This window comes from Streptomyces sp. NPDC030222 (assembly GCF_055573115.1).
Map to the genome: position 1 here is coordinate 400699 of NZ_JBVICA010000004.1, position 25304 is coordinate 426002.

Annotated in this window: 26 protein-coding genes; 13 read left to right on the plus strand and 13 right to left on the minus strand. The window is 71.8% G+C overall.

The annotated features are described in order from the left end of the window. Nucleotides 1-81: 81 nt before the first annotated feature. Nucleotides 82-369 carry a hypothetical protein gene (locus ACZ4Z5_RS08755; protein WP_468258650.1) on the minus strand — a complete coding sequence of 96 codons (288 nt, stop codon included), beginning with the start codon at nt 367-369 and terminating at the stop codon, nt 82-84. A gap of 306 nt (nt 370-675) precedes the next feature. On the opposite strand from ACZ4Z5_RS08755, the gene ACZ4Z5_RS08760 reads away from it, so the two are divergent. Beyond that, nucleotides 676-1536, plus strand: a complete 861-nt coding sequence (locus ACZ4Z5_RS08760; RefSeq protein ID WP_468258652.1) for a MerR family transcriptional regulator — start codon at nt 676-678, stop codon at nt 1534-1536. Next, a complete protein-coding gene (locus tag ACZ4Z5_RS08765) occupies nt 1533-2777 on the plus strand; it encodes a glycosyltransferase (RefSeq protein WP_468258654.1) in 1245 nt (414 codons plus the stop codon). The genes ACZ4Z5_RS08760 and ACZ4Z5_RS08765 overlap by 4 nt, the downstream gene beginning before the upstream one ends. A gap of 126 nt (nt 2778-2903) precedes the next feature. On the opposite strand, the gene ACZ4Z5_RS08770 is transcribed toward ACZ4Z5_RS08765, so the two are convergent. The 6 genes from ACZ4Z5_RS08770 to ACZ4Z5_RS08795 form a co-directional block, all read right to left on the minus strand. Further along, a complete protein-coding gene (locus ACZ4Z5_RS08770) occupies nt 2904-4040 on the minus strand; it encodes a phage baseplate protein (protein WP_468258657.1) in 1137 nt (378 codons plus the stop codon). 157 nt (nt 4041-4197) lie between these two features. After that, on the minus strand, nt 4198-4980 hold the full coding sequence (locus ACZ4Z5_RS08775) for a DUF817 domain-containing protein (RefSeq protein WP_468258660.1): 783 nt from the start codon (nt 4978-4980) through the stop codon (nt 4198-4200). 27 nt (nt 4981-5007) lie between these two features. Continuing rightward, nucleotides 5008-6894, minus strand: coding sequence for a GMC family oxidoreductase (locus ACZ4Z5_RS08780; RefSeq protein ID WP_468258663.1), 1887 nt, complete (start codon nt 6892-6894; stop codon nt 5008-5010). Then, entirely contained in the window at nt 6891-8273 is a 1383-nt protein-coding gene (locus tag ACZ4Z5_RS08785) for a hypothetical protein (protein WP_468258666.1), read from the minus strand. The genes ACZ4Z5_RS08780 and ACZ4Z5_RS08785 overlap by 4 nt, the downstream gene beginning before the upstream one ends. Then, nucleotides 8270-8995, minus strand: a complete 726-nt coding sequence (locus ACZ4Z5_RS08790) for a FadR/GntR family transcriptional regulator (protein ID WP_468258669.1) — start codon at nt 8993-8995, stop codon at nt 8270-8272. The genes ACZ4Z5_RS08785 and ACZ4Z5_RS08790 overlap by 4 nt, the downstream gene beginning before the upstream one ends. Nucleotides 8996-9198: 203 nt before the next feature. Next, nucleotides 9199-11418: an NADP-dependent isocitrate dehydrogenase gene (locus tag ACZ4Z5_RS08795; protein WP_468258672.1), complete on the minus strand. Its 2220-nt coding sequence runs from the start codon at nt 11416-11418 to the stop codon at nt 9199-9201. A gap of 290 nt (nt 11419-11708) precedes the next feature. On the opposite strand from ACZ4Z5_RS08795, the gene ACZ4Z5_RS08800 reads away from it, so the two are divergent. From ACZ4Z5_RS08800 to ACZ4Z5_RS08815, 4 genes are all read left to right on the plus strand, one after another. Continuing rightward, a complete protein-coding gene (locus ACZ4Z5_RS08800) occupies nt 11709-12083 on the plus strand; it encodes a hypothetical protein (protein WP_468258675.1) in 375 nt (124 codons plus the stop codon). A 201-nt stretch (nt 12084-12284) separates the two neighbouring features. Next, on the plus strand, nt 12285-12638 hold the full coding sequence (locus ACZ4Z5_RS08805; RefSeq protein ID WP_468258678.1) for an ArsR/SmtB family transcription factor: 354 nt from the start codon (nt 12285-12287) through the stop codon (nt 12636-12638). Nucleotides 12639-13023: 385 nt separating this feature from the next. Next, nucleotides 13024-15111: a SpoIIE family protein phosphatase gene (locus tag ACZ4Z5_RS08810; RefSeq protein WP_468258681.1), complete on the plus strand. Its 2088-nt coding sequence runs from the start codon at nt 13024-13026 to the stop codon at nt 15109-15111. Nucleotides 15112-15207: 96 nt separating this feature from the next. Next, the gene (locus ACZ4Z5_RS08815) at nt 15208-15738 is read left to right on the plus strand and encodes a GNAT family N-acetyltransferase (protein ID WP_468258684.1); all 531 of its coding nucleotides are present in this window, start codon (nt 15208-15210) and stop codon (nt 15736-15738) included. A 124-nt stretch (nt 15739-15862) separates the two neighbouring features. Here ACZ4Z5_RS08815 and ACZ4Z5_RS08820 read toward each other — a convergent pair whose 3' ends face one another. Both ACZ4Z5_RS08820 and ACZ4Z5_RS08825 read right to left on the minus strand, forming a co-directional pair. Further along, the gene (locus tag ACZ4Z5_RS08820; protein ID WP_468258687.1) at nt 15863-17077 is read right to left on the minus strand and encodes a globin domain-containing protein; all 1215 of its coding nucleotides are present in this window, start codon (nt 17075-17077) and stop codon (nt 15863-15865) included. 112 nt (nt 17078-17189) lie between these two features. After that, nucleotides 17190-17633, minus strand: coding sequence for an RrF2 family transcriptional regulator (locus ACZ4Z5_RS08825; protein ID WP_468258690.1), 444 nt, complete (start codon nt 17631-17633; stop codon nt 17190-17192). Between the two features lie 180 nt (nt 17634-17813). Between ACZ4Z5_RS08825 and ACZ4Z5_RS08830 the strand changes: the two genes are divergently transcribed. The 3 genes from ACZ4Z5_RS08830 to ACZ4Z5_RS08840 all read left to right on the plus strand — a co-directional run bounded on the left by ACZ4Z5_RS08830 (nt 17814) and on the right by ACZ4Z5_RS08840 (nt 19259). Further along, on the plus strand, nt 17814-18011 hold the full coding sequence (locus ACZ4Z5_RS08830) for a hypothetical protein (protein WP_468258692.1): 198 nt from the start codon (nt 17814-17816) through the stop codon (nt 18009-18011). Between the two features lie 187 nt (nt 18012-18198). Next, a complete protein-coding gene (locus ACZ4Z5_RS08835) occupies nt 18199-18606 on the plus strand; it encodes an SHOCT domain-containing protein (protein ID WP_468258695.1) in 408 nt (135 codons plus the stop codon). Between the two features lie 227 nt (nt 18607-18833). Beyond that, a complete protein-coding gene (locus ACZ4Z5_RS08840; RefSeq protein WP_468258697.1) occupies nt 18834-19259 on the plus strand; it encodes a DUF7144 family membrane protein in 426 nt (141 codons plus the stop codon). 80 nt (nt 19260-19339) lie between these two features. Here the strand turns inward: ACZ4Z5_RS08840 and ACZ4Z5_RS08845 are convergent, their stop codons facing one another. Then, nucleotides 19340-19840 carry a hypothetical protein gene (locus ACZ4Z5_RS08845; RefSeq protein ID WP_468258700.1) on the minus strand — a complete coding sequence of 167 codons (501 nt, stop codon included), beginning with the start codon at nt 19838-19840 and terminating at the stop codon, nt 19340-19342. A 404-nt stretch (nt 19841-20244) separates the two neighbouring features. Here ACZ4Z5_RS08845 and ACZ4Z5_RS08850 point away from each other — a divergent pair, with 404 nt between their 5' ends. Both ACZ4Z5_RS08850 and ACZ4Z5_RS08855 read left to right on the plus strand, forming a co-directional pair. Then, on the plus strand, nt 20245-20754 hold the full coding sequence (locus tag ACZ4Z5_RS08850; protein WP_468258703.1) for a flavodoxin domain-containing protein: 510 nt from the start codon (nt 20245-20247) through the stop codon (nt 20752-20754). Nucleotides 20755-20805: 51 nt separating this feature from the next. Next, entirely contained in the window at nt 20806-21702 is an 897-nt protein-coding gene (locus tag ACZ4Z5_RS08855) for a universal stress protein (RefSeq protein WP_468258706.1), read from the plus strand. Between the two features lie 251 nt (nt 21703-21953). Here the strand turns inward: ACZ4Z5_RS08855 and ACZ4Z5_RS08860 are convergent, their stop codons facing one another. Then, a complete protein-coding gene (locus ACZ4Z5_RS08860) occupies nt 21954-22409 on the minus strand; it encodes a universal stress protein (RefSeq protein ID WP_468258709.1) in 456 nt (151 codons plus the stop codon). Nucleotides 22410-22665: 256 nt separating this feature from the next. Between ACZ4Z5_RS08860 and ACZ4Z5_RS08865 the strand changes: the two genes are divergently transcribed. Together ACZ4Z5_RS08865 and ACZ4Z5_RS08870 are read left to right on the plus strand one after the other, a co-directional pair. Further along, nucleotides 22666-23655, plus strand: a complete 990-nt coding sequence (locus ACZ4Z5_RS08865; RefSeq protein WP_468258712.1) for a DUF6083 domain-containing protein — start codon at nt 22666-22668, stop codon at nt 23653-23655. 168 nt (nt 23656-23823) lie between these two features. Then, nucleotides 23824-23934, plus strand: coding sequence for a universal stress protein (locus ACZ4Z5_RS08870; protein WP_468258769.1), 111 nt, complete (start codon nt 23824-23826; stop codon nt 23932-23934). Nucleotides 23935-24015: 81 nt separating this feature from the next. Here ACZ4Z5_RS08870 and ACZ4Z5_RS08875 read toward each other — a convergent pair whose 3' ends face one another. Then, nucleotides 24016-24363 carry a hypothetical protein gene (locus ACZ4Z5_RS08875; protein ID WP_468258715.1) on the minus strand — a complete coding sequence of 116 codons (348 nt, stop codon included), beginning with the start codon at nt 24361-24363 and terminating at the stop codon, nt 24016-24018. Then, nucleotides 24360-25304: cytochrome c oxidase subunit I (locus tag ACZ4Z5_RS08880; protein WP_468258717.1), on the minus strand; the 945-nt coding region annotated here is incomplete at its 5' end. The genes ACZ4Z5_RS08880 and ACZ4Z5_RS08875, both read right to left, overlap by 4 nt.

Sequence of the window (25304 nt, forward strand, 5' to 3'; positions counted from 1 at the left end):
GATTCCCATCTCGCCCTGGTCGACAGCAAGTTGGAATGATCGGACAGGCGTACGGATCATTGGGGGCGGGGCTGCGGCCCGTCACTGGCGGAGGTGGCGGAATCCGACCTCGAAGCGTTCGACGGAGAGGATCCGCTGGCCTTCACGGTGCGCGGTCTGCTCGCGGATGACGCTCGCATGGTCCTCGCTGGCCCACATGGTCTGCTCGTCCTCCCACAGGGTGAGCGACACGGCCTTCCCGGAGACCCGGTCGACGAGGTAGTAGACGCCCAGGAAACCGGGCACGCCCTTCACCTGCTGGACAACCGCTTCAGAACTGCGCGACACGTCGCCCTGGGCGGGCACGGGCGATCCCTGGTAGGTGCTCATCCTCGCGAACATCGCAGCACCCCTTCCTCGCGGCGCTCGGCCGGGACGGCCGACCTGTCCACCGACCAGCGTGCCCCGAAGGCGGGCATGCCGCATGCCGGGGCCGTCGCGGCCGCTCCGATCCCCGTCCCCGCACCGGGGAACACCGCCGACGGAGTTGGTGGTTTCGCCTTCAACCGTGTCCGCGGGCGCGTTCGCCGGCCCGCTCGCCTCGTCCCGCGCGCCGCTCCCCCGGTCCCGGTGTCCGCTTGACCCTGACCTGACGTCAGGCTTCAGGCTGTAGCCGCCGCAGCGAAAGGCAGATCCATGAGTTATTCCGTCGGCCAGGTCTCCGGCTTCGCCGGGGTCACGGTGCGTACGCTGCACCACTACGACAGGACCGGGCTGCTCACGCCCACCCAGCGCAGTGCCGCGGGCTACCGCCTGTACAGCGACGCCGACCTGGGCAGGCTCCAGCAGATCCTGTTCTACCGCGAGCTGGGTTTCTCCCTCGACGAGATCGCGGCACTGGTCGAGGACCCGGAGGCCGACGTCCTGGAGCAGTTGCGCGCCCGGCACAGGGTGCTGGTCGAACAGATCTCCAGGCTCCAGCGGCTGACGGAGGTCGCCGAGGCGGCCATGGAGGTCCAGCAGACCGGAGTGCGGCTGACGCCGGAGGAACGGTTCGAGGTGTTCGGCGAGATCGCCTTCGACCTCGGTTACGCCACCGAGGCCCAGCTCAAGTGGCGTGACAGCGAGGGCCACAGGCAGGCGATGGCGAGCGCCGCCGCCCATAGCAAGGAGGACTGGGCCCGGCTCATGGGTGAGGCGGCGGCCTGGCGGAAGGACCTGCTGGCCGCGTTCGACGACGGGGAGCCAGCGGACGGCGAGCGGGCGCGGGAGCTCGCCGAGGAACACCGCCGGCACGTCTCCCGCTGGTTCACTCCGTGTCCGCCGGACATGCACATGAGGATCGCCGACGACTTCGCGGCCGGTCCGCGTGCGTTCGCGCTGGTCGTACCTCCGTCCCAGCAGCGGCCGGGACTCGCGGCGTACCTGCGGACCGCCGTCCGCGCCAATGCCGCGGCTCTCACCGGGGCCGGGCCCGCGAGCCCGGCCCCGGCTACCGGACCGGAGGCTCCCGGGCCCGGTGCACCCCCTTCACCACGAGGAGCAGCAGACCGATGAAGATCGTCATCACCACCGCGGGGTCCTACGGCGATGTCGCGCCGTACACGGGCCTGGGATCCCGGCTCCGGGAAGAGGGCCACGACGTGGTCGTCGCGGCGCCCGACTCCTTCGCCCCTCTCGTACGAGAGGCGGGACTCGGGTACCGCGGACTGTCGGCGGATCCGCACGCCCGGAGCGGCCCGACCGACGGAAGACGTCAACTGATGGACAAAGCAAGGGAGTTCGCCGAGGCACTCGGTCCTGCCCTGGCCGAGGCAGTGCCCGACGGCACGGAACTGCTCCTGATGTCGACCACCACGGCACCGCTGGCCCGCCACCTGGCCGAGGCCCGGGGCATCCCCTGTCTCGACGTCCGCCTGCAGCCGAACCTGCCGACCCGCGACTTCCCGCCGCCGGTCGGCGGCGCCCGCTCGCTTGGCCGCTGGGGGAACCTCGTGGCGGGCCGGATGTCACTGCGGATGGTGGACCGGATCTTCGCGGCGGCCGAGGCGGAACTGCGCAGCCGGCTGGGACTGCCCGCGGCCTCCGGAGCCGTGCTGCGCCGACGCCACGAGGAGGAGGGCAGGGCGGTGCTGTTCGGCTTCAGCCCGACTCTGGTACGCCGCCCCTCCGACTGGCGGCCCGGGCTGGAGGTCGTGGGCAACTGGTGGCCCCATCACGCCCCGGACCGCCCGCTGCCGCCCGCCGTGGAGGACTTCCTGGCGGCCGGCCCACCTCCCGTGTTCATCGGTTTCGGCAGCATGGCGACCGGGCAGGGCGGGCGCCTCGGTGAGCTCGCCGTGGCGGCCCTGCGCACGGCGGGACTCCGCGGGATCCTCCAGTCCGGCAGGGCGGGGATGGAGGCGGAGGCCGACGGGATCCTCACGGTCGGCGAGCTGCCGCACGCCCTGCTCTTCCCACGGACGGCAGCGGTGGTCCACCACGCGGGCGCCGGGACCGCCGCGGCGACGCTGCGCGCCGGCGTGCCGTCCGTCCCCGTGCCGGTGACCGCGGACCAGCCGTTCTGGGCCGCCCGGCTCGCCGCGCTGGGCGCGGCGACCGCCCCGATTCCGTTCGGCGAGCTCACCCCGGCACGCCTCGCCGAGGCCCTGGGCCGCGGGGTCCGGGACCACTCCCATGCCGGTGCCGCGAGGGCGGCGGCCCGCCGTATCGCCGGGGAGGACGGCGCAGGCGAGGTCGCGAAGGCGGTGGAACGGCTGACGACCGACGGACGGGCATGGGCCGCGGGGGCGGTGTGACGGCACCCTCGCATGGGGGAGGAGCCGGGTGCCACGCCTGGGGTCCGCCCGCGATCGCCCTCATGCCCCACCCCGTCCTCCGCGCGCATCGGCGCCGACGCCGCTTCCTCGTCGAGGATGACGGACTCAGGGCTGGATGAGCAGATCCTTGCCGTAGAGGGAGACCTTCCGGTCACCGGAGGCGCCGGAGGCGAAGCCCATCGCGAGCCGGAAGACGCCCGGCGCGGTGGGGTCCGGGATGTGGACGGCGAGCCCCTCGGGTTCCCGGTAGGCCAGTGAATAGGCGGCCTTGGTGTGCCGGGTCTCGATGACCGCACCGGTCGTCAGGTCGACGGAGGTGACATGGGTGTTGCCCTCGCCCGGCTTGGACACATCGGTCTCGGCGGTGCCGTCCCCGTCCAGGTCCTGGTAGGTGTCGTAGGCGTTGCCGTGCAGCATGTAGAGGTGGCGCCCGGCGACGGCGTAGCCCTGGAACACCGGCCGGCCGTGGACGGCGGTGTCGACGGTGATGGCGGGCTCGTCGACCTCGGCGAGGTGGGCGTCCCACACACCGAGGCGGGCGAGGTCCAGATCGTGGACGCGGTAGTGCATCCTGCCGCCGAGTGCGTACCGGTGGACGAGACGTCCGTACACCGGGTCCACACAGGCGGTGTTGATGGTGCTGCCCGGCACCGGCGTGAACTTCTGCAGGGCCGGGTCGGTGCTGTCCAGCGGGACGTCGGAGTTGCGGAACCGGAAGCGGCACAGCCGGGAGCCGCGGCTGGTGCCGTCCGACTGCCGTACGGCGTCCGTCTCCGTCCACAGCCAGGTCTCCGAACCGACGGGCTCCACACCGATGTTGACGCCGTGCCCGAAGCCGCGCAGATACATATGGCCCGTGATGGCGCCCGCCGTGTCCCACTGGGTGACGGTCAGATCACCCCGTGCGCTGCGGTCGGCGCTGCTGACGGCCGCTGCCTCGCCGGCGAGTTTCCGGCCGCCCTCCATGACCTGGGCGATGTAGATGCGGCCGTTCACGTTGTCGAAGCCGAACGACTGCAGCACGGTCCGGTCCTGCGCGTATTTCTCCCGGATGTACTGGTCGGAGCCGTCCGTGAGGTCGATGCGGGGCGAGGGGACGAGCAGGGACGCACCGGGAGCCGGCTGTGCCGCGGCCGCGGCCGTGCCCGTCCCGGCTGCCGTGGTTCCCGCGGTGAGGGCCGCGGCTCCGGTCCAGGAGAGCAGGGAACGGCGGGACGGCCGGGGCGCTCGGCTCGGAGTCATGTGCTTCCTTTCCGCGGTGGTACGGGACTGTTCACGATCATGCCGTTGCCCGGCGACGGCTGTGCAGGCGCCCCGGGCCGCCGCACGGCGGGACACCGGCCGCACCCACCTGGAAACGTCGTCGGCTCCGCAACCACTCGGAGACGCGCCGGCGGTGTCAGCCGGTCTCCGGAGTGCCGCCACCCGGTCCTCTCGGCCTCGCGACCAGCACGAACGTGACGCTGATCAGCATTGCCCAGGCGACTGCCTTGGCGATCGACACGGGCTCCCAGCCGTCCAGCTGGTGCGGATAGCTCCAGGCGCCCACGTAGGTGGCGGCGTTCTCCGCGACCCAGAGGAAGAACCCGATCAGTGCGAACGAGACCGCGAGCGGCATCCGGTAGCGTCGGCTCCCCACCGTGAACCCGACCCAGGTGCCGGCGGTCACGCACACCAGCAGTGCCGCGAGCACCCAGCGGGCGTCCGGAAGCCAGTGGTGGCTGAAGAAGTTCAGGTACACGGCCGCAGCCACCGCAGCCATCGCCCGCGGACGGTATCCGGTGAGCCCCAGATCGAGCAGGCGCCACGCACGGCACACGTAGCTCCCCACGGCCGCATACATGAATCCGCCGTACAGCGGCACCCCGGCGACCTTCGTGAGCGCCTCCTCCGGATAGCTCCACGACCCGAGCCGCACCTTGACCAGCTCGAAGAGCAGGCCGACGAGGTGGCAGGCCGCGATGACCCAGGTGTCCCGGGCGGTGTCCCAACCGGCCTTCCTCGCCAGTACCGCGAGCCCGATCCCGTACACCAGCAGCAGGTCGTACCGGGCGACCGGCAGGTCCGGCAGCCGGCTCGACACGGCGATCCCGCCGACCAGTGCCACCGCGAACGCGCAGCACCGCACCTCCAGCCAGCCGAAGAGGACCAGCTGCCGTATCCCGCTCGTGATCGTCGCCATACCCGTGACAGACGCAGCAGACCCCCGTCACGGTTTGCGTGCCGGGCCGGTGCCGCGGCCGGGGTCCTCCACGAAGCGCTCGGTGATGGCCAGCGCCGCCGCCATGATGCTCAGCTGCGGGTTCACCTCCGGGCAGCCGGGCAGGACCGAGCCGTCGACGACGAGCACGCCGTGCACGCCGCGCAGCCGTCCGTCGGGGTGGGCCGGCGCGCGCTGGGGGTCCGCGCCGGCGGCGACCGTACCGGTGGGGTGGAAGGCGGACACATGGAGCTGCCGCGCGGTGACCCTCCCCAGCAGCTCGTCCAGGCCTTCGGGAGAGCGAACGCGCGGAGCGGCCGGGATGCCGGTGAGGACCTCCTCCGCGCCCGCCGCGAATAGCAGCCGGCCCATGGCGCGCACGGCGCGCAGCAGCCGGCGGGCGTCGCGCGGTGCGAGGTCGTAGCGCAGCAGGGTGCGGTCGCGGCCGACGACACGGCCGGACGGACGGTCGGCGATCATCGCGCCGAGGGTCGCCAGCCGGTCCGCTCCCTCCAGTTCGCGGCGCAGTTCGCGTCCGATGCCCGGTGGCACGAAGGAACTCATGCCGGGGGGTGTCGCGGTGGCTTCGATGAGGATTCCGTCGGAGTGCAGTTCCTCCACTCCGACGCTCTGCAGGACGCCTTCCCACGCGGTGACGGTCCGGCTGAAGCGCCCCGCGACACTGGTTGCCGGATGCACGCTCAGATTGTGGCCGAGGCGCGGGTGTCCGCCGAGGCCGGAGCGGCGCAGCAGGGGCGGGGACTCCAGTGCTCCGGCGGCGACGACCACCAGTGGGCCGAGGATCTCCAGTTCGCTTCCGTCCGGTCGCCTGGCGAGGACCCCCGCGGCGCGGGGGCCTCCGGGCCGGTCCGGGTCGGTGAGGATCCGGTGCACCCGGGCGCCCGTCACGATACGGGCCCCGGCGGCGCACGCATCGGGCAGGACGGACAGCTGGACGCTCTGTTTGGCGCCGGTGGGGCAGCCGACGACGCACTGGCATGCCCCCTTGCAGCCGGGTGCGTTGCGGCGCAGCGGCGCAGCGGCCCAGCCGAGCTTCCCGGCTCCGGCGAGCGCGAGCAGCCCGTTCTCGCCGAGGACGTCGAGGGGCTGGGTCGCCACCCGCAGGGTGCGCTCGACTTCGTCGAGGTACGGACCGAGGTCCGCCGCGGCCTCGAACCCGAAGCGCTCCCGCCAGCGGGCCAGGACGTGTGCGGGTGTCCGGTAGCAGGTGCCGGAGTTGACGACGGTGGTGCCGCCGACCGCACGGCCCACGGGCAGGACCAGTGGGGGGTTGCCGACGGCGAGGGTCGCCCCGCCGTCCCGGTACATCTCGGCGAAGCGGTCCAGTGGGGCCCGGCGTCCGAAGGACGCGGTGGTGTGGTGGTCCCCTTCCTCCAGGACGACCACGCGCATCCCGGCGCGGGCGAGGGTCCTGGCGGCCATGGCCCCGCCGGCCCCCGATCCGACGATCACGGCGTCGGCGGTGGAGCGGGTGGGCCAGTCCTGCGCGGGGGTGCAGTCCAGTGGCGGGTCGTCGGGCGGGTGTACGGCCGGCCGGCTGCCGAGGTGGAGCATCCTCTCGGTGCCGGCGGCGAGCAGCAGCGGCACCTTCAGGGCGTCCAGGACGGGGGCGAGCGCGGGGCGGGAGGAGAGCGAGACCATGAGTCCCTCGCGCTCGTCGGGGTGGAGGGCTCGGAGCCTCCGGCCGGTGCGCACCAAAGCGTAGGCGTCGAGTGCCGCGGCCGCGCCGCGCACCGCGGCCCGCGCGGGGGCGGGCATCGAGTCGAGGACCGTCTGCAGGCGGCGGGGCACCGCGGCGGTCCAGGGCGCCGTCCCGTCGTCCGCGAGCAGGGCCGCGGCCAGTCCCTCCAGACCGGAGGCGGTTCGCGCGCTCACCGGTGGCCGACCTCGGCGTGGGCGGTGCCCGCCAGCCGCCATTCGGCCTCCGGGCGCCAGGTGCCCCACCAGCGTTCCAGCCGGACCACCGCGTCCGCGGTCTCGCTGTTGCGGCAGACCGCGGGGGTGCCGTCGGGGTCGGCGTAGTCGAGCGCCAGGGTCCGCTCGTCCGGCTGGGTCACCGTCACCCGGATCCGGCGGAGGCCCGCGCGACCGTGCACCCGCCACTCCGGCAGTCCGATGTCCGCGCGGAACCGGCCGAGCCCCGCCCAGCCGACGGCCGTGCGCTCGGCGCGGCGCGGCCAGGTGCGGCCGTTCCTCCGCAGCCGCAGGAAGACGAGGGGCGGAAGCCTGTCGAGTCCGGGGCGCATGGACACGGCAGCGACGACCTCCAGTACGTCGCCGCCTCCGAGGTCGGCGTGCAGCCAGGCCCAGCGGCGGGCGTTGCCGTGGCCGTAGATGCGGGCGCCGGCGCCGGGGGCCCGGTCGAGCCGCAGTTCGTGCGTGCCGTGCCGCAGGATGCCGCTGTAGAGGGCGCGGGACGCGGGCAGCATCTGCGCGGCGGGGAGCCAGGGGCGGCGCCAGGACCAGCGGGGGAAGGTGTAGAGGGGTCCGTCCTCGGGCTTCTCGGTGAGCGACCAGGTGAAGGGGCCCGCGGTGCCGGTGAGCCGGCCCGGCGCGACGGAGACTCCCCCGGCGTCGTAGCCCTCGGATCCGCCCTGCCAGGGTTCGGGGCCGAAGCGGGCGTGCTCGACGGGTCCGTCCTTCGGGAAGACGGCCACCCAGCCGTGGGCATGGGGCGGCGTGCCGTCGGCGGGTGCGACCAGTTCGTGGTGCAGCCAGACTCCGCTGCCGGTGGCCGGGTCGGTCAGGGTGGTGTACCAGACCTCGGTCCGCCCGGGTGCCCCGCTCCAGCGCGGGGTGTGGTGCCCTTCGGCGGTCCTGGGGAAGCGGAAGCTGGCCAGGAAGGGCAGCAGGCCGGTGGCGAGGGGGAAGCGCAGGGTGCCCTCGCCGATCCGCTCGCCGTTCTCGTGGAGGGAGTACGGCAGGACGGTCGTCGAGGACAGCGGGCGTTTCGGGGACACGGACTTCCAGCCGTCGAGGGTGACGCGCCGTCCGTCCAGGAGGAAGGCGAGCCGGTAGCGGATCCTGCGGCGGGCGAGCGGCGAGATCTCGAGCTCGCCCTCCGCCGCGGTGTCGTCGGCCCGTCCCGCGATGCGCACCCGGCCGGTCAGCCGTGCCGGGGTGGTGCGGTGGGGCAGCATCACCCGGTCGGCGCGGACCCGCAGGTCGAGGCGTACGGCCCGGTCGCGGTCCTCGCCGGCCAGCCGTACGCGGCCGGTCATGGTCTCCTCGAATACGGTGCCCCGGGCGCTCACCGGTCGTGCTCCCCGCGGCCGCTGGAGCGGGCGAGGCCTTCGAGCATGATGCGTTCGGTCGTGGACAGGTAGTCGTCGGCGGCGGCCCGGGCGGCCTGCGCGTCGCCGGCGGCGACGGCCGCGACCACGGGGGCCAGCCGGTCGTGGGCGGTCCGCGGGTCCCGGAACGGTCCGGCGAGCGCGGCGCGCACCGGCAGGTAGGCGTTGAAGAGGGTGTTGGTGAGCAGGACGTAGACGCGGTTGCCGGTGGCGCGGGCGAGGGCGCGGTGCACCTCTGCGTCGGCGAGCTGCGCGGGGTCGCCACCGTCGGCGGCCCGTACGGCGGCCAGCAGGGTGCGGAGCTCGGTGATCTGGTCGGCCGTGGCCCGGTCCGCGGCGCGTTCCGCGATCAGCGCACCGATACTGCGCCGCACTTCGAAGATCTCGCCCATCCAGTCCGGGCTGTGCCGGACGAGCACGGGCAGCAGGTCGGCGCCGCCGAGCCGGACGAAGTCGCGTACCCGGGTGCCGACTCCGTGGCGGGTCTCCAGCAGGCCGGCGTGCACCAGTCGGCCGAAGGCGTGTTTGAGGGTGGTGCGGGTGACGCCGAAGCCGTGGGCGAGTTCGCGTTCGGGCGGCAGATAGCTCCCGGCGGGATGGCGCCCGGCGAGGATGTCCTCGCGCAGCCGGTTCTCCAGGACGTCGACGATCGTCTCGCGCGGCAGTGCTTCCACCCGGGTCATCCGTGGGCTCCAACGGCAGTGGTTCAGTGGCTCAGCCACGGAACCACTGGCCTGATGCCGCGTCAAGAGACCCTGCAGGGGCCCGTATCCGGCCGACACCGGCGGCCGCGGAGACGGAACCGCCCCGGCCGGACGAGGTCCGGACGGGGCGGAACGGGTGGTGACCAGGGACGTCACCGGTGCGGTGACGTCCCTGCCGGGTGTCAGACGAGGGTCGCGAGGGCCTCGTTGAAGGTGGCGGAGGGGCGCATGACGGCTGCGGCCTTCGCCGGGTCGGGCTGGTAGTAGCCGCCGATATCGACCGGCGAGCCCTGGACCGCGATCAGCTCGTCGACGATCGTCTGCTCCTTCTCGGCCAGCGTCTGGGCGAGCGGGGCGAACGCCTTGGCGAGCTCCGCGTCGTCCGTCTGCCCGGCCAGCTCCTGGGCCCAGTAGAGGGACAGGAAGAAGTGGCTGCCGCGGTTGTCGATGCCGCCGAGGCGGCGGCTCGGCGACTTGTCCTCGTTGAGGAAGGTGCCGGTGGCACGGTCGAGGGTGTCGGCGAGCACCTGGGCGCGGGCGTTGCCGGTGGTCTTCGCGTACTGCTCCAGGGACGGGACCAGGGCGAAGAACTCGCCGAGGCTGTCCCAGCGGAGGTAGTTCTCCTTGACCAGCTGCTGGACGTGCTTCGGGGCGGAGCCGCCGGCGCCCGTCTCGAAGAGGCCGCCGCCCGCCATCAGCGGGACGACCGACAGCATCTTGGCGCTGGTGCCCAGCTCCAGGATCGGGAACAGGTCGGTGAGGTAGTCGCGCAGGACGTTGCCGGTGACCGAGATGGTGTTCTCGCCGCGGCGGATGCGCTCCACGGACAGCTTGGTCGCCTCGACCGGGGACAGGACCCTGATGTCCAGGCCCTCGGTGTCGTGCTCCGACAGGTACTCGTCGACCTTGGCGATCAGGCGGGCGTCGTGCGCGCGGTTCCGGTCCAGCCAGAACACGGCCGGGTCGCCGGTGGCGCGGGCGCGGGTGACGGCCAGCTTCACCCAGTCCCTGATCGGGGCGTCCTTGGTCTGGCAGGCGCGGAAGATGTCGCCCGCGGAGACCGTCTGCTCGACGACGGCGTTGCCCGCCTCGTCGACCAGGCGGACGGTGCCGGTCACGGGGATCTCGAAGGTCTTGTCGTGGCTGCCGTACTCCTCGGCCTTCTGCGCCATCAGACCGACGTTCGGGACCGTGCCCATGGTCGACGGGTCGTAGGCGCCGTTGGCGCGGCAGTCGTCGATGACGGCCTGGTAGACGCCCGCGTAGCTGCTGTCCGGGAGGACGGCGAGGGTGTCGTGCTCCTGGCCGTCCGGACCCCACATGTGGCCGGAGGTGCGGATCATGGCGGGCATGGAGGCATCCACGATCACGTCGGACGGGACGTGCAGGTTGGTGATGCCGCGGTCGGAGTCGACCATGGCGAGCTCCGGGCCCTCGGCCAGCTCGGCGTCGAAGGATGCCTTGATCTCGGCGCCCTCGGGGAGCGACTCCAGACCCTTGAGGATGCCGCCGAGACCGTCGTTCGGGGTGAGACCGGCCGCGGCGAGCACGTCGCCGTACTTCGCGAAGGTCTTCGGGAAGAACGCCCGCACGACGTGACCGAAGACGATCGGGTCGGAGACCTTCATCATCGTGGCCTTGAGGTGCACGGAGAACAGCACGCCCTCGGCCTTGGCGCGGGCGATCTGCGCGGTCAGGAACTCGCGCAGCGCGGCGACGCGCATCACGGAGGCGTCGACGACCTCGCCCGCCTGGACCGGCACGGACTCGCGCAGCACGGTGGTGGAGCCGTCGTCACCCTTCAGCTCGATGCGCAGGGAGCCCGCCTCGGAGATCACCACGGACTTCTCGGTGGAGCAGAAGTCGTCCACGCCCATGGTGGCGACGTCGGTCTTGGACTCCGGGGTCCAGGCGCCCATGCGGTGGGGGTGGGTCTTGGCGTAGTTCTTGACCGACGCGGGGGCGCGGCGGTCGGAGTTGCCCTCGCGCAGGACCGGGTTCACGGCGCTGCCCTTGATCTTGTCGTAGCGGGCGCGGATGTCGCGCTCCTCGTCGGTCCTCGGGTCGTCCGGGTAGTCCGGCAGCGCGTAGCCCTGTCCCTGGAGCTCGGCGACGGCGGCCCTCAGCTGCGGGATCGAGGCCGAGACGTTCGGCAGCTTGATGATGTTCGCCTCGGGCCGCTTCGCGAGCTCGCCGAGCTCGGCGAGGGCGTCACCGATGCGCTGGCCCTCCTCCAGGTACTCGGGGAAGCTCGCGATGATCCGGCCAGCCAGGGAGATGTCGCGGGTCTCGACAGTGACCCCGGCCGCCGAGGCGTACGCCTGGACGACAGGCAGGAACGAGTAGGTCGCCAGCGCCGGCGCCTCGTCGGTGTGCGTATAGATGATGGTCGAGTCAGTCACCGGGTGCTCCGCTCCACGTCTGCAACATTGCTCGACATCAAGATATCTCGTGATCGTCCCCGTCACGACAGGGCCCTGCCCCGTGAATGCGGCGGCGGCACGGAATACGACGGCGGCACGCTCCGTGCGGGCGCGCATCCTACGAGTAACCGGCGGTCCGCCGTTCGATTATCGGCATACTCATCTGGAATGTGTTCACGATCGGTAGCTTCGCCCTCACGGTCCGCAGAACCCGAACGGTCGCGGGCCCTGAACCGACCCTGCAGAGCTACAGAGGAGTGAGCGCCGGCATGGCGAACGTGGAGACCTCCCTCAAGGAGACGATGACATCGATCGAGGGGAGCGTCGGAGCCGCACTCGTGGACTACACCAGCGGAATGGCGCTGGGCACCATCGGCGGCGGGAAGGACCTCGACCTGTCCGTGGCCGCGGCCGGCAACACCGATGTGATCCGCGCCAAGACCCGCACCATGGACCATCTCAATCTCAAGGACGAGATCGAGGACATCCTGATCACGCTGGGGAATCAGTACCACCTCATCCGGCTCCTCAAGGGCCGCGGCGGGAACGGCCTCTTCCTCTACCTGGTGCTCGACAAGGCCAATGCGAACCTGGCCATGGCACGGCACCAACTGAGGCGCATCGAGTCCGACCTGGAGCTCTAGCACTCGAACCCTGTCCTCTCGTCTCCGTGCGCCCACCAATTAAAGATTTCTTCAATTGGTGAGATCCCGATGCGATGAACCCCCTGGGAGCATGGCACCCGGAGGCGGGAGGATCGGTGTGTGCTGCACCGCCCCGGCACGGCGGCAGCAGTCGAGGCCGAGAGATTCGGCCGGCCGTCGAACCCAGCAGGAGCGTTGACCATGCAGGTACCGCTGTACCAGGCCAAGGCGGAGTTCTTCCGGATGCTCGGACACCCCGTCCGCATCCGTGTGTTGGAGCTCCTTCAGAACGGCCCCGTATCCGTGCGGGATCTGCTCAGCGAGATCGAGATCGAGCCCTCCAGCCTCTCCCAGCAACTGGCGGTGCTGCGACGCTCGGGGATCGTGGTGTCCATTCGCGACGGCTCCACGGTCAGCTACGCCCTGGCGGGCGGCGACGTCGCCGACCTGCTGCGCGCGGCGCGCCGGATCCTCACCGAACTCCTCGTAGGCCAGAGCGAGTTGCTCGCCGAACTGCGGCAGGCGGACGTGAAGTCGGGCGCCGCGTCGCGATGACCCGCGCCGTCCTGCGGCAGGGCGGTCGCCGGCCTGCCGGAGGGCGGCCGCGGACGGAGGCATCCTGCGCGCAACCCCGGGCAGTCCTCCCCGTGGAGCGCCCGGTGGGGACCCGTCGCCGGGAGAAGTCAGCCGGTCATCGCACCTCCATCGCACTCCATCGCACTCCCCCGGCGGCCGCGGCAGCTCGTCGACGCCGGCCCCTGCGGCCGGGCATCGCGTCGTCGGCACCGCGGCAGCCGTTCCGTCGCGAGCTGCGGAGCTGTCGGGCGGGGAGAGACGATGGAGACGCCCCCGTGGCCGCGAGTCCGCTGCCCAGCGGCGGGCGGGACGGACACCGGCGGCCGGTGAGGCAGCGCACCCGGAGCGGGAAGGAGCAGCTGGGATGGGCGGCACCGAGGCATTCCGGGCCCCTGCCGGCGCCTCCGGCCGTCCGGCGGCGGGACCGTCCCCGCCGGGCGGGCTGCTGGACGTGCTGGGAGTCGCCGCTGTGCTGCTCGACGCCCACGGACGGATAGTCCTGTGGAGCCCCCAGGCGGAGGAGCTCTTCGGGTACACCGCGGACGAGGCCCTCGGCCGGTACGCGGCCCAGCTGATGGTCCCCGAGAAGCACTTCGACCTCGTACTGCACCTGTTCGAGCAGGTCATGGCCACGGGGCAGAGCTGGGCCGGGGTCTTCCCGGTACTCCGCAAGGACGGCAGCACACGGCTGATCGAATTCCGCAACATGCGGCTGCTCGACGACGTCGGCGACCACTTCGCCCTGGGTCTCGCGACGGACGAGGCGACGCTGTCCGAGGTCGAGCGCGACCTCGCCCTGTCGGTGCGGCTGGTGCGGCAGTCCCCGATCGGGATCGCGGTCCTGGACACGGAGCTGCGGTACGTGGCGGTGAACCCGGCACTGGAGCGCATCGACGGCGTTCCCGCCGAGGAGCACCTCGGCCGGCGGGTGGGCGAGGTGCTGCCAGGCGTGGACGTCGAGGAGGCGGACGCCCTGATGCGGCAGGTCCTCGCGACCGGCGAGCCCGTCCTGGACCGTGAAATGGTCGGCCGTACCCCCGCCGACCCGGACGTCGAGCACGCCTGGTCGGTGTCGCTGTACCGGCTGGAGGACGTGGGCGGCCGGGTCCTAGGGATAGCCGCTTCCACGATCGACGTCACCGACCGGCACCGTGCGGCCATCGAGGCCGAGCAGGCACGGCACCGCCTGGCCGTGGTGGCCGACGCGTCGGTGCGGGTAGGCACCACGCTGGACCTGGAGCAGACGGCCCGCGAACTGGCCGGTATCGCGGTGCCCGAGCTCGCCGACATGGCCTCGGTGGACGTGCTGGACGCCGTGGTGGAGGGCCGTCCCGTCCCCCCGCCCGACGGGGCCGCGCTGTTCCGCGTCCTGGCCGTGGCCGCCGTGCATCCGGGCGTCGCGGTCCGGGCCGCGGACCCCTCGGGCGGCCCCGTCCGGTACGAGGCCGACCGGCTCGTCACCGAGAGCATCAACAGCCGCAAACCACTGCGTCTCGACCACGCCGTCCATGACGACCTGGCACGCATCGCCCGCGACGGCGAGACGGCCGAGCTCCTGGAACGGGCCGGGGTGCACTCCTGCCTGGTGGTCCCGCTGATCGCGCGCGGCGAGGTCCTGGGCGCGCTCGAACTCCTCCGCTCCCGCAATCCGGTGCCCTTCGGCGACGACGACACGCTCCTCGCGTCCGAGCTGGCCACCCGTGCCGCGGTGTACATCGACAACGCCCGCTGGTACCGGCAGCAGCGGGACGTCGCCCTGACCCTCCAGCGCAGTCTGCTCCCGGAGCCGCCCGGCCCGTTGCCGGGCCTGGAGGTCGCCACCCGCTACCAGCCCGCCGGAGAGCTCACGGAGGTCGGGGGCGACTGGTTCGACACCATCCCGATGGCCGAGGACCGGACCGCCCTGGTGGTCGGCGACGTGATGGGCAGCGGCATCAACGCGGCCACCGCGATGGGACGCCTGCGCACCGCCACGCAGACCCTGGCCGGACTCGGGCTCGACCCCGCGCTCGTGCTGCAGCACCTGGACGAGATCACGGCCGGCCTGGACCCGTACATCGCCACCTGCGTCTATGCCGTCCACGACCCCCGGCGCGAGCAGTGCCGCATCGCGGCGGCCGGTCATCTGCCCCCGGTCGTGGTCCGGGACGGCTCCGGGCCGCACCTTCTCGATCTGCCCTCCGGCGCCCCGCTGGGCGTGGGGGGCGTGCCGTTCCGCGCAGTGAGCGTCGATCTCGCCCCGGGCGACCGCCTCGTCCTCTACACCGACGGCCTTGTCGAGCGGCGGGACGAGGACATCGACGTCGGCATCAACGCCCTTCTGGAGCTCCTGCGCGTTTCCGACCGGACGCTGGACGAGACCTGCGAGCGCCTGCTCCGCGCGATGCGTCATCCGGGCGACTACGACGACGTGGCCCTGCTGGTCGCCCGAGCCGTCCGCCGACGGCGGTGACATGGGTGCGGCCGTCGGCGTCGCCACCGGTGACGACCAGGGCGAAGGGCCGGGCCGAAGCGCCGGGCCGGCGCAGCCGGTGCCCAGGCTTCTGCCGTGAACGACAACACACCTGGCATACGGATCAGACCCGGCGGCCCGGCCGGCGCACCGGCCATTCCGGACATGCTCGACTCGTCCGTGGTCTGGATGAACGATCGCGGCAGCACCGGGCAGTGGGGCACGACACCGTATTCGCGGAGGCCCGGTGGGCCGGAGCGGGTCGAGCGGTACACCACCGAGAACGCGCCGTACATCGCGGAGTCGGACGGAACGCCTGTCGGAGCCGTCGTGCTGGACTCCGGGCCCGGCCCGCAGCTGCCGATCGCGCCGGCCGAGGAACCCGAGCGGTACGTCCGGCTGCTGGTCACCGACCGCCGGTACGCCGGCCCGGGCATCGGCGCGGCGCTGCTGGGGCACGCCGTCGAGGAGAGCCGGCGGGCCGGCGTGGACCTTCTGCGGGTCGACTGCTGGGCGGGCGGCGGGGGCGAACCGGTCGCGTACTACGAGCGCAACGGCTTCACCCCCACCGAACGTTCCCTGTCCGAGGACTGGCCGGGACAGGTGCCGGCCCGGCGGGTCGGCTGACGGCACGGACGAGCCCATGGCAGGGCAGGGCACTCTGCCACGGGCTCGACCGGCGGGGCCACGGGTCCCGCCGGACGCCTCCGGGGAGCCTGGCGGTGATCCGCCGGACGCCCCTGACACAGCACTACTGGTCCCGGCCGAACCAGAGGTCGGGGCCGAAGACCTCGTAGTGGATGTGCGCGGCCGGCACGCCGCGGCGCAGCAAGTCCCCGCGGACGGCACGCAGATGCGGCAGCGGGCCGCACAGGTAGGCGGTCAGGCCGTCGGGGAGGTCCAGCTCTGCGAGGTCCGTGTGTCCGGTGCGGGCGTCGGGGGCCGTGGCGTCCGGTGTCTCGTACCAGATGTGGGATTCCGCGTTCGGCAGTGCCGCCACGAGCCGGGCCAGTTCCTCGCGGTGGGCGTGGTCCGCCGGGGAACGGTCGGCGTGGGCGACGAGCACCCTGCGGGTGGATCCGGTGGCCGCGAGGGCGTCGAGCATGGACAGCATCGGGGTGCTGCCGATCCCCGCGGAGGCCAGCAGCAGGGGCCGGTCGCCCTCGGGCAGGGTCAGCCCGCCGAAGGGCGCGGACGTCATGACGGTGTCACCGGGCCGCAGGTGCTCGTGCAGCCAGCCGGAGACCTCGCCGTCGGGTGCGGCGGCCCCGTCCGCGATGCCGCCGTCGGCCTTCTTGACGCTGATCCGCCATTCCTCGTGCTCCGGGCCCCGGGAGAGGCTGTACTGGCGGATCTGCCGTGCGCCGTCCGGAAGTTCGGCCTGCACGCTGATGTACTGCCCTGGCAGGAAGCGTCCGTTGGGGCGGCCGTCGGCCCTGCGAAGCCCGAAGGAGACCACGTCGGCCGTCTCCTCGTGCCGCCGGACCACCAGCATCGGCATCCAGACGTCACCCTCGGCGACTCCGGCCTGCTCGTAGAGCTGCGCCTCCAGCGCGATCAGGGCGTTCGCCATCAGCCAGTAGACCTCGTCCCACGCGGCGGCCACCTCGGGCGTGACGGCGTCGCCGAGCACTTCCACGATCGCCGCGAAGAGGTGCTCGTGGACGGTCTTGTACTGCTCGGAGGTGATGCCGAGCGCCGCGTGTTTGTGGGCGATGCGGGACAGCAGCACGTCCGGCCGGGCGTCGGGCCGTTCCACCAGCAGGGTGGCGAATCCCGCTATGGCTCCGGCGAGGGCCTGCTTCTGGGCTCCGCTGGCCTGGTTGCCCCTGTTGAACAGGTCGCGGAGCAGTTCCGGGTGGGCCGCGAAGAGCCTGGCGTAGAAACGGTCGGTGATGTCGCCTATCGCCCCGCCGACGACGGGCAGGGTGGCACGGACGACGGGTACGGACTGCTCTGAGAGCACACCTGCCTCCTAATTGGTAGATGATCTTCGTATTTTTGCGCGTACGTTGCCCGCGAACGGGAAACGGAAGCCGGGACAGGCGCGACGGGAGCCGACACCCGGGCCCGGAACCTCAGGCCTCACCCCGCCCGGCGAGCGACAGCAGCACCGGCCCTGTGGGGGACGTCACCACATCCGACACGGTCAGCGGGTCGAGCGATGCATAGAACGCCTGCTGGGCGGCCCGCAGGGCGCCACGGAGGCGACACGCACCGCGCAGCGGGCAGGGGGCCTCACCCTCGCAGGTGACGACCTCCTCGTCCCCCTCCAGCTCACGAAGGAGCCAGCCGATCGAGGCCCCCCGGCCGAGACCCGTCAACTCCAGGCCGCCACCACGGCCCCGGCGGGCCTCCAGCACGCCGAGGTGCTGCAGCCGGGCCACGGCCTTGGCCATATGGGCATACGGCACGGCCATCGCCTCGGCCACCTCGCGTGTCGTCAGGGACTCGCCCTCACCCAGGACAGCGAGCCGCATGACCGCACGCAGGGACAGATCACTGAACCTCGTCAAACGCACGACCGCAGGCTATCAAAATATGCATCCCGAATGCACATTCAGGGTCCCCCTCTCCGCCCGAGCCGGTGGCTCAGGGCACGGCAGCGGCGATTCACCTGAACCGGGTGATGCCGTCCCCTCCCGCGCGGGCCAGCATGGCAAGCACTGCAAGAGAGGCCCCCGGCGCATGGGAAGTGCGACATGCGATACGAGTTCTGCATCACCGGCCGTCTCTCCAGGGCCGTCGCCAAGGCCTTCCCCGAGCTGGAGCGGGAGTCCGCCCCGACGCAGACACTGCTCTTCGGCGCGGTCGTCGACGAGGCGCATCTGCACGGACTGCTCGCCCGCTTCCAGGACCTGGGCCTGCACGTCGTCGAGATGCGCAGACTGCCGGACTGACCGGCGCCGCGGCCCCGGGACCGCCCGGCGGACAGACGAATCACCCGTCGCGGGTGATGGCCCCCGAGGGGGAACGTGCCAATCCTGGGAAAGATCGGGAACCGCCGGACACCCGGCCCGCCCGGCCACGAGAGGGACGCCGGACAGCCGGCCGTGAACGGCACCGTGAATGGCAGGAGGAACAGCGATGGGGAACAACCCGCTCCTCGCGTACGACTATCCCGTTCTGGGCGCCTTCTGGACCGTGATGTGGATCTTCCTGTGGGTGTTGTGGATCATGATTCTGATCCGCATCTTCACCGACCTCTTCCGCGATCACGACCTGAACGGATGGGCCAAGACCGGCTGGCTGATCCTCGTGCTGATCGTTCCGTTCCTCGGCGCACTGGTCTATGTGATCGTCCGGGGCTCCGGCATGGGGAAGCGCGAGATCCAGCACGCACGTGAGCAGCGGGCCGCCATGGACTCCTACATCCGCGCAACGGCCGGCACCGGGAGCAGCGTGGACGAGCTGACCAGGCTCTCCGAGCTCAAGGCCAAGGGCGACATCTCCGAGGAGGAGTTCCAGAAGGCCAAGGAGAAGCTCCTGCGCTGACCCGAGGCGCCCGGTCCCACGGGCACGCCCGCGGCCGTCCGGTCCCACGGGCACGCCCCGGGAGCGGTCCGGCAACGGGACCTTGGCGGACAACGTCGCGAACAACCGTCGGCTCGGCACCCGGCGCAGCACAGCCGTCGAACCCCCGAGGCAGAACAGCCGTCGGAATCCCCGGCGCAGAACGGCCGTCGGAATCCCCGGCGCATACAGAGGGAGCAGAGATCGTCATGGCACAGACATCGTCGACACCGCGTCGCCACTCCGAGGGAACCCTGCAGATGGCGAGTGGGCTCGTGGTCTTCGCCGCGGTGATGCTCGTCATCATCGGTGTGCTCGACATCTTCCGCGGCATCATGGCCATCGCCGAGGACGAGGTGTTCATCCACACCCCGAACTACGTCTTCGAGTTCGACCTGACCGGATGGGGCTGGCTCCATCTGATCCTCGGAGTCGTGGCCGTGGTCGTCGGAGTGTTCCTCTTCAAGGCACCGACGTGGGCGCGGGTGGCCGGGGTGGCGATCGCCGCGCTGATCATCATCGTCAACTTCCTGGCCCTGCCGTACTACCCGCTCTGGTCGATCATCGTCATCGCGCTGTGCGGATTCTGTATCTGGGCCCTCTGCGTCGTACGGCCCGAGGACATGACCGGCTGACGACGGGGTACGGGGACCGACCGGTGTTGCCGGGCATCCGATGCCCGGCAACACCCGTGGCCCGGCGGCGGACCGGCCGCTCAGTACCGGAGGGCCGTGCCGACCTCGGCGGTGATGTCACCCGACAGCTTGAACGTGCTGCGGGCGGTGGCCTCGCCCGTACCGCCCGCCGGGACGTTCTCGACGGTCACGACGACCGTGTCCTGCAGTTCCCCTTGTGGATTCTTGTAGTTCACCTGCACCAGGAACGACTTCGGCGAGTCGGCCGTGTTCGTCACGGAGAGCGGGGTCGTGGCCTTGCCGTCGCTACCCGTCGTCGTGCTGCCGAGCTTCACCTGGTCCTTGGCGTTCACCCCTCCCTTGATCTCGTCGATCTTCCGCTTCGCCTCTGCCGTCGCGGAAGCGATGGCACCCGTGGCCTCGGCGGCGGCGGACGTGATCGCCGCCTTCGCAGACTCGGCGGCCGAGGCGATGGAACCGGGTTCACGGTCACCGCCGCCGTTCGAGCACCCCGCCGCACCGCCGGCGACGATCGCGGCAGCCATCGCCGCGGCAGCCCCGCGCCTGGATATCCCTGCCATCGTGACTCCTGTTCCGTAAGGTCACCGTCACCTCAGTCAAGGCGGCGACCCGGGCGGAGCGCCCGTCCGGCTACGGCATTCGGGTGGCCGGAGCGCCTGCCCCGCCACGGCAGCGGATGGCCCGGACCGGAGGCGGCGTCCCGGCCGAACCCGCCGTCACATGCAGCTCCGGCCGTGAACACCGAAGCTGGAAACGGAAGGCCGCACAGGCGCGCGCCGGTCGCGGTCCTCAGCAGTCGGCCGACGGCCGGCTCCGCGCCGGTCTCTCTGCCACCGGCGACGGCAGCGGGAGGGACAGCGGCGGAGGCGGGACTCAGGACAGGGACGGAGACGGACGGCGGCGGAGACGGACGGCGGCGGAGACGGACGGCACGACAGGGGCGACGGGGACGAGGAGGGATCGCATGACGCGCACAGCGCTTGTCGCCTATGGCTCCAAGAACGGCTCGACGGCGGAGATCGCCGAGTTCATCGCGTCCGTCCTTCGCGACAAGGGCCTGAACGCCGAGGCGCGGTCGGCCGCGGAGGTCCACGACGTCGTGCCGTACGACGTCGTCGTCCTCGGCGGCGCGCTCTACATGGGGCGCTGGCACCGCGACGCGCGGCGCTTCGCGCGCCGGCACCACCATGCTCTGAAGAAGCTCCGTGTGTGGCTGTTCAGCAGCGGCCCGCTCGACTCCTCGGCGTCGGAACGGGACATCCCGCCCGTGCGCACAGCCCACCGCGCCGAACGCCGTCTCGGCGCGGAGGAGCACGTCACTTTCGGCGGGCGGCTGAGGCCGGGGACACGGGGACGGGTCGCCCGCATGCTCCTCGAACAGGGACGCGGCGGCGACTTCCGCGACTTCGAGCGGATCGCCGCCTGGGCCCGGGGGATCGCCGCCGACCTGTCGATCGAACCGGAGCACCACTGAGCGCCCAATCGCCTGCCGTATCGGAGGAGCGGCGCCGAGGAGGTCAGCACCATGAGCCGTCATGTGACCGTCGGCCTGGACGGCCATCCCGAGAGCCGGGCCGCCGCGGACTGGGCAGCCCGTGAGGCGGTGCTGCACGATGCGCAGCTGCGCCTCGTCCACGTCGAGGAGTGGCCGCTCACGGTGGCGGTGGCCGCTCCGACCATCGACCGGGAGGACCACCGCCACTGGGCCGACAGGCTCCTCGAGGAGGCCGCCGGGGAGCTGCGGGGCAGTCGTCCCGGGCTGGACATCGCCGTCCGCCGGCTCTCCGGGCGGCCGGCCGCCGCGCTGGCGGTCGAGGCTGCCGAGGCGGAGATGCTCGTCCTGGGGTCGCGCGGCCTGAGCAGCGTCATGGGTTTCCTCGTCGGCTCGGTCGGCATGGCCACGATCCGCGCCACGGAGCGGCCGGTGGTGCTGGTACGGGCCCATGTGTCGTCCGCTCCCCCGCACAGCGGAGACACGGGCGGCACCGGCGACGAGCCGTACCGGGACGTGGTCGTCGGGGTGGACATCCACGAGAACTGCGACAAGGTGCTGGCCTTCGCCTTCGACGAGGCCGCCCGCCGCGGCACCGGTGTGCGGGCCGTGCACGGCTGGACGCTGCCGCTCTCCTTCAGGAAGGCCGCCTCGGACCCCGCTGCCCGGACCGCCGTGGAACAGGAGGTCGCGCGTGCCCTCGGCGACCTGTTGCGGCCGTGGCGGCAGCAGTACCCGTCGGTGACGGTGACCGAGCAGTCCGTCCACGGCACACCCGCACAGCAGGTGCTGCACTCCGCCGTCGGCGCGGACCTGGTCGTCGTCGGCCGCCACATCCGCCGCACCGCGGCGGGGGCTCGCATCGGCCATGTGAGCCATGCGGTGATGCACCACGCGACCGTCCCCGTCGCCGTCGTCGCCCACGAATGACGGGCGGAGATGACGGGCGCGGAATGACGGGCGCGGAATGACGGGCGCGGAATGACGGCGGACCGGACGGAGTCCCGGCCGTCCGGGTCATCCGCATCCGTGCGGGCGCCCGCACGAGCTCGCCGCTGTCCCGTCCCACCTGCGGCCTGCGTGTCCCGGGCACCCGGCGGCCCGCGCACGGTCCCACGGCACGACGCCCGCGATGGCCGAGGCCGGCGGGATTCGGCCCCGCCGAACCGGAAGCGCCCGGTTCAGGCGTCCTTCACGGTGACCTCCGGGCGGACGATGACCACCGGGCAGGCCGCGTGCAGCGCGACCTGCTGGCTCACCGAGCCCAGGAGCGTACGGGCGAACCCGCCGCGTCCGCGGCTGCCGACCACGACCGCCTCCGCTCCCTCGGCCGCCTCCAGCAGTGCGTCCGCCGGATTGCCCCGGACCAGGCGCTTATGGATCTCGGCGGCACCGGCCTCGCCCAGCACCCTGACGATCTCCTCCGTCATGGCCTGGTCGGCGGTCTCCCGGTCGAATTCCACGTCCACCGAGGGAGCCGACCAGGCGTGCGCGCCGGGCAGGTCCCACGCCCCCACCGCTTCCACCGTGCCGCCGATGAGTCGTGCCTGCCGCACCGCCCACCGCAGCGCCGCGTCCGACGACGGCGATCCGTCGACACCCACCACCACCCGTCCACCCGAACCCTGCCCGTCCATGCCCAACCACCCTTTCTCGGATACTCCTCCCCACCACGCTGCGCCACGCACCCGCAAACCGCCACACAGCACGGGGACCGAAGGGCCGCGGCCGACCGACGGCCCGTACGGCCGTTCGCACACGTCACGATGCGGTTCACCACCGGCACGGTCCTCCGTCGATCCCACACCGGAGACCCCAACTCGCTAGTGTGTCCCCAAAGTTCTCGCACCACTCCGGGCGCGCCTGCGGCCCCGTGGACGTAGGGGGGCCGTCGTGACGCTGCACCTGCACCGCTCCAATCAGACCAAGCTGCTGCGCCACAGGGCCACCGCCAGGTGCAAGTACTGCGGCACGCCGATCGAGTGGTTCGAGCGGTACGACGCGCTGCGGATCCCGCTGACCCCCGAATTCCCGGGTCGGCGCATCCCGGCCACGATGCAGTGGCACGTGAACAGCGGGGTGGCCTACCCGGGATCCGACACGGCCAGCGGCTACTGCCGGATCCCCCACCCCGCGGTGTGCCCGGCCGCCGAGCATCCGGACCTGCCGTACGAACTCCAGGAGGTCGTGCAGGTGCTGGCCGTGCGGATGCGCGCCCTGATCGAGCAGGGCGCGTTCGTCCCGTACGTGGAGCCGGCCAGCGAGGAGGAGGTCAGCGGCCCCGACCCCGAGGAGGCGGAGGAGGCCCGGCACGTCATCGCGTATCACGGCACGCTGCGCATCGCACCCTGCGAGATCGACCGGCTCCAGTGCATCGCGACCGAGCGCGAGACCGGGCAGCGCTGCGAGAACGGCGTCTTCGACCTCGACGAGGGCGCTTGGGAGGTCGTCGACGTTCCGCACGCCCCCGGCCGGCAGGGGCAGACGATCCTCTCGGCGACCGGCGGTGCGATGTGGGCATGGTGCATCCGTGACTTCAACGCGCTCAGACGATGGTGGGCGCAGCGCTGCCACGCCCATTTCGCCTCCCCGGAGCCGGACCACGTCAAGAACGAGCTGGTGCTCTTCCATCCGCTTCGGCACGGTGACTTCATCCTCTCGGAGAAGCCGGCGGGGTATGAACGCCCCAGGCCGGAAGGTGTCATGGTGGTGCACGACGGGCCCGGGACACGCACCGTGTGCGCCACCGCCGACTGCTCCAACGCCACGCTCACCGAGGCGCCGGCAGGCTGGGTGTGCTGGCGCTGCGAGAAGCTGCGCAGGCGCCGCGAGCAGGTCCGGCGCCGCCACGGACGGCCCCCGGCGCCGGGGCCCGACCGTTGATCGCACCTGCTTGCGGGCAGTACTCACGGGGAAGCCTCGGACGGGCAGCGCCCATAGGGAAGCCCGCGACGAGAATGCGGTGCCACGACATGAGCGTGATCGAGCACGTGGAGATCGGCAGTGCCGGGCAGGTGCTGCTGTCCGCGGCGTCGCGCGCGGCCGCTCGTGGTGGGCCGCCGGGCCCGCCGCTCCCCCGTCCGTATCACCCGCGTCGGGTCCGTGGCCCATGCGGCCCTGCACCACGCGCCCTGCCCCGTGGCCGTCGTCTCGCACGCCTGAGCGGCGGCACTCACCCACGGGAACCGATGCGCGACAACGACGCGGACAGGAGGTTCCTCATCGTGTCCTCATCGTGTGTCCTCATCGTGCGCCGCTCACGAGGGCCGAGACCGTGAGTACCGTCGCCGCGGCGGCCCCGAGCGCGCAGGACGTGACGAGCCGGCGGCGCAGCCGCCCGTAGAGGGCGCGGTACTCGGTGCGCAGCTCCACACTGCGGGCGGCTGTGCGTTCCAGGGACTCTCTGGCCGTCCGCAGCCGGTCCTCGGTGTAGAGGCGTTCCACCTCGGTCCGCTCGGCACCGGACAGCCACGGCAGTCGTGCGGTGAAGTCGCGGGCCTGCGCCGCGGCCTGGCTCTTCTCCGCCTCCCACAGGAGGTATCCCTCGATCTCGTTGACTGCTGCCTCCGTCTCCCGCGGCCCGGCGTTCACGACCTGACCTCAGGGTGGTGCACGTCGAACGCCGGGGATTCGGAACGGATCCGCGGCAGGGTGAGGAAGTTGTGCCGCGGCGGCGGGCAGGACGTCGCCCATTCGAGCGAACGGCCGTAGCCCCACGGGTCGTCGGCCTCGACCTTCTTGCCGTACTTGGCGGTCTTCCAGACGTTGTAGAAGAACGGCAGGATCGACATGCCGAGCAGGAACGAGAAGATCGTGGACACGGTGTTGAGTCCGGTGAACCCCTCGGAGGCCAGGTAGTCGGGGATGCGACGGAGCATTCCCTGCGGGCCGAGCCAGTGCTGGACGAGGAAGGTGCCGTGGAAGCCCACGAACAGGGTCCAGAAGGTGATCTTGCCCAGACGCTCGTCCAGCATCTTGCCCGTCATCTTCGGCCACCAGAAGTGGAAGCCGGAGAACATCGCGAACACGACCGTTCCGAACACCACGTAGTGGAAGTGCGCCACCACGAAATAGGTGTCGGATATCTGGAAGTCCATCGGCGGCGACGCCAGGATGACACCGGTCAGACCACCGAAGAGGAACGTGATCAGGAAGCCGACCGCCCACAGCATCGGCGTCTCGAAGGACAGCGAGCCCTTCCACATCGTGCCGATCCAGTTGAAGAACTTCACACCGGTCGGCACCGCGATCAGGAACGTCATGAACGAGAAGAACGGCAGCAGCACACCACCGGTCACGTACATGTGGTGCGCCCACACCGTCACCGACAGACCCGCGATCGCGATCGTCGCACCGACCAGACCCATGTAACCGAACATCGGCTTACGGCTGAAGACCGGAACGACCTCGGAGATGATGCCGAAGAACGGCAGCGCAATGATGTACACCTCGGGATGCCCGAAGAACCAGAACAGGTGCTGCCACAGCAGCGCACCGCCGTTGGCCGCGTCGAAGACGTGCGCACCGAACTT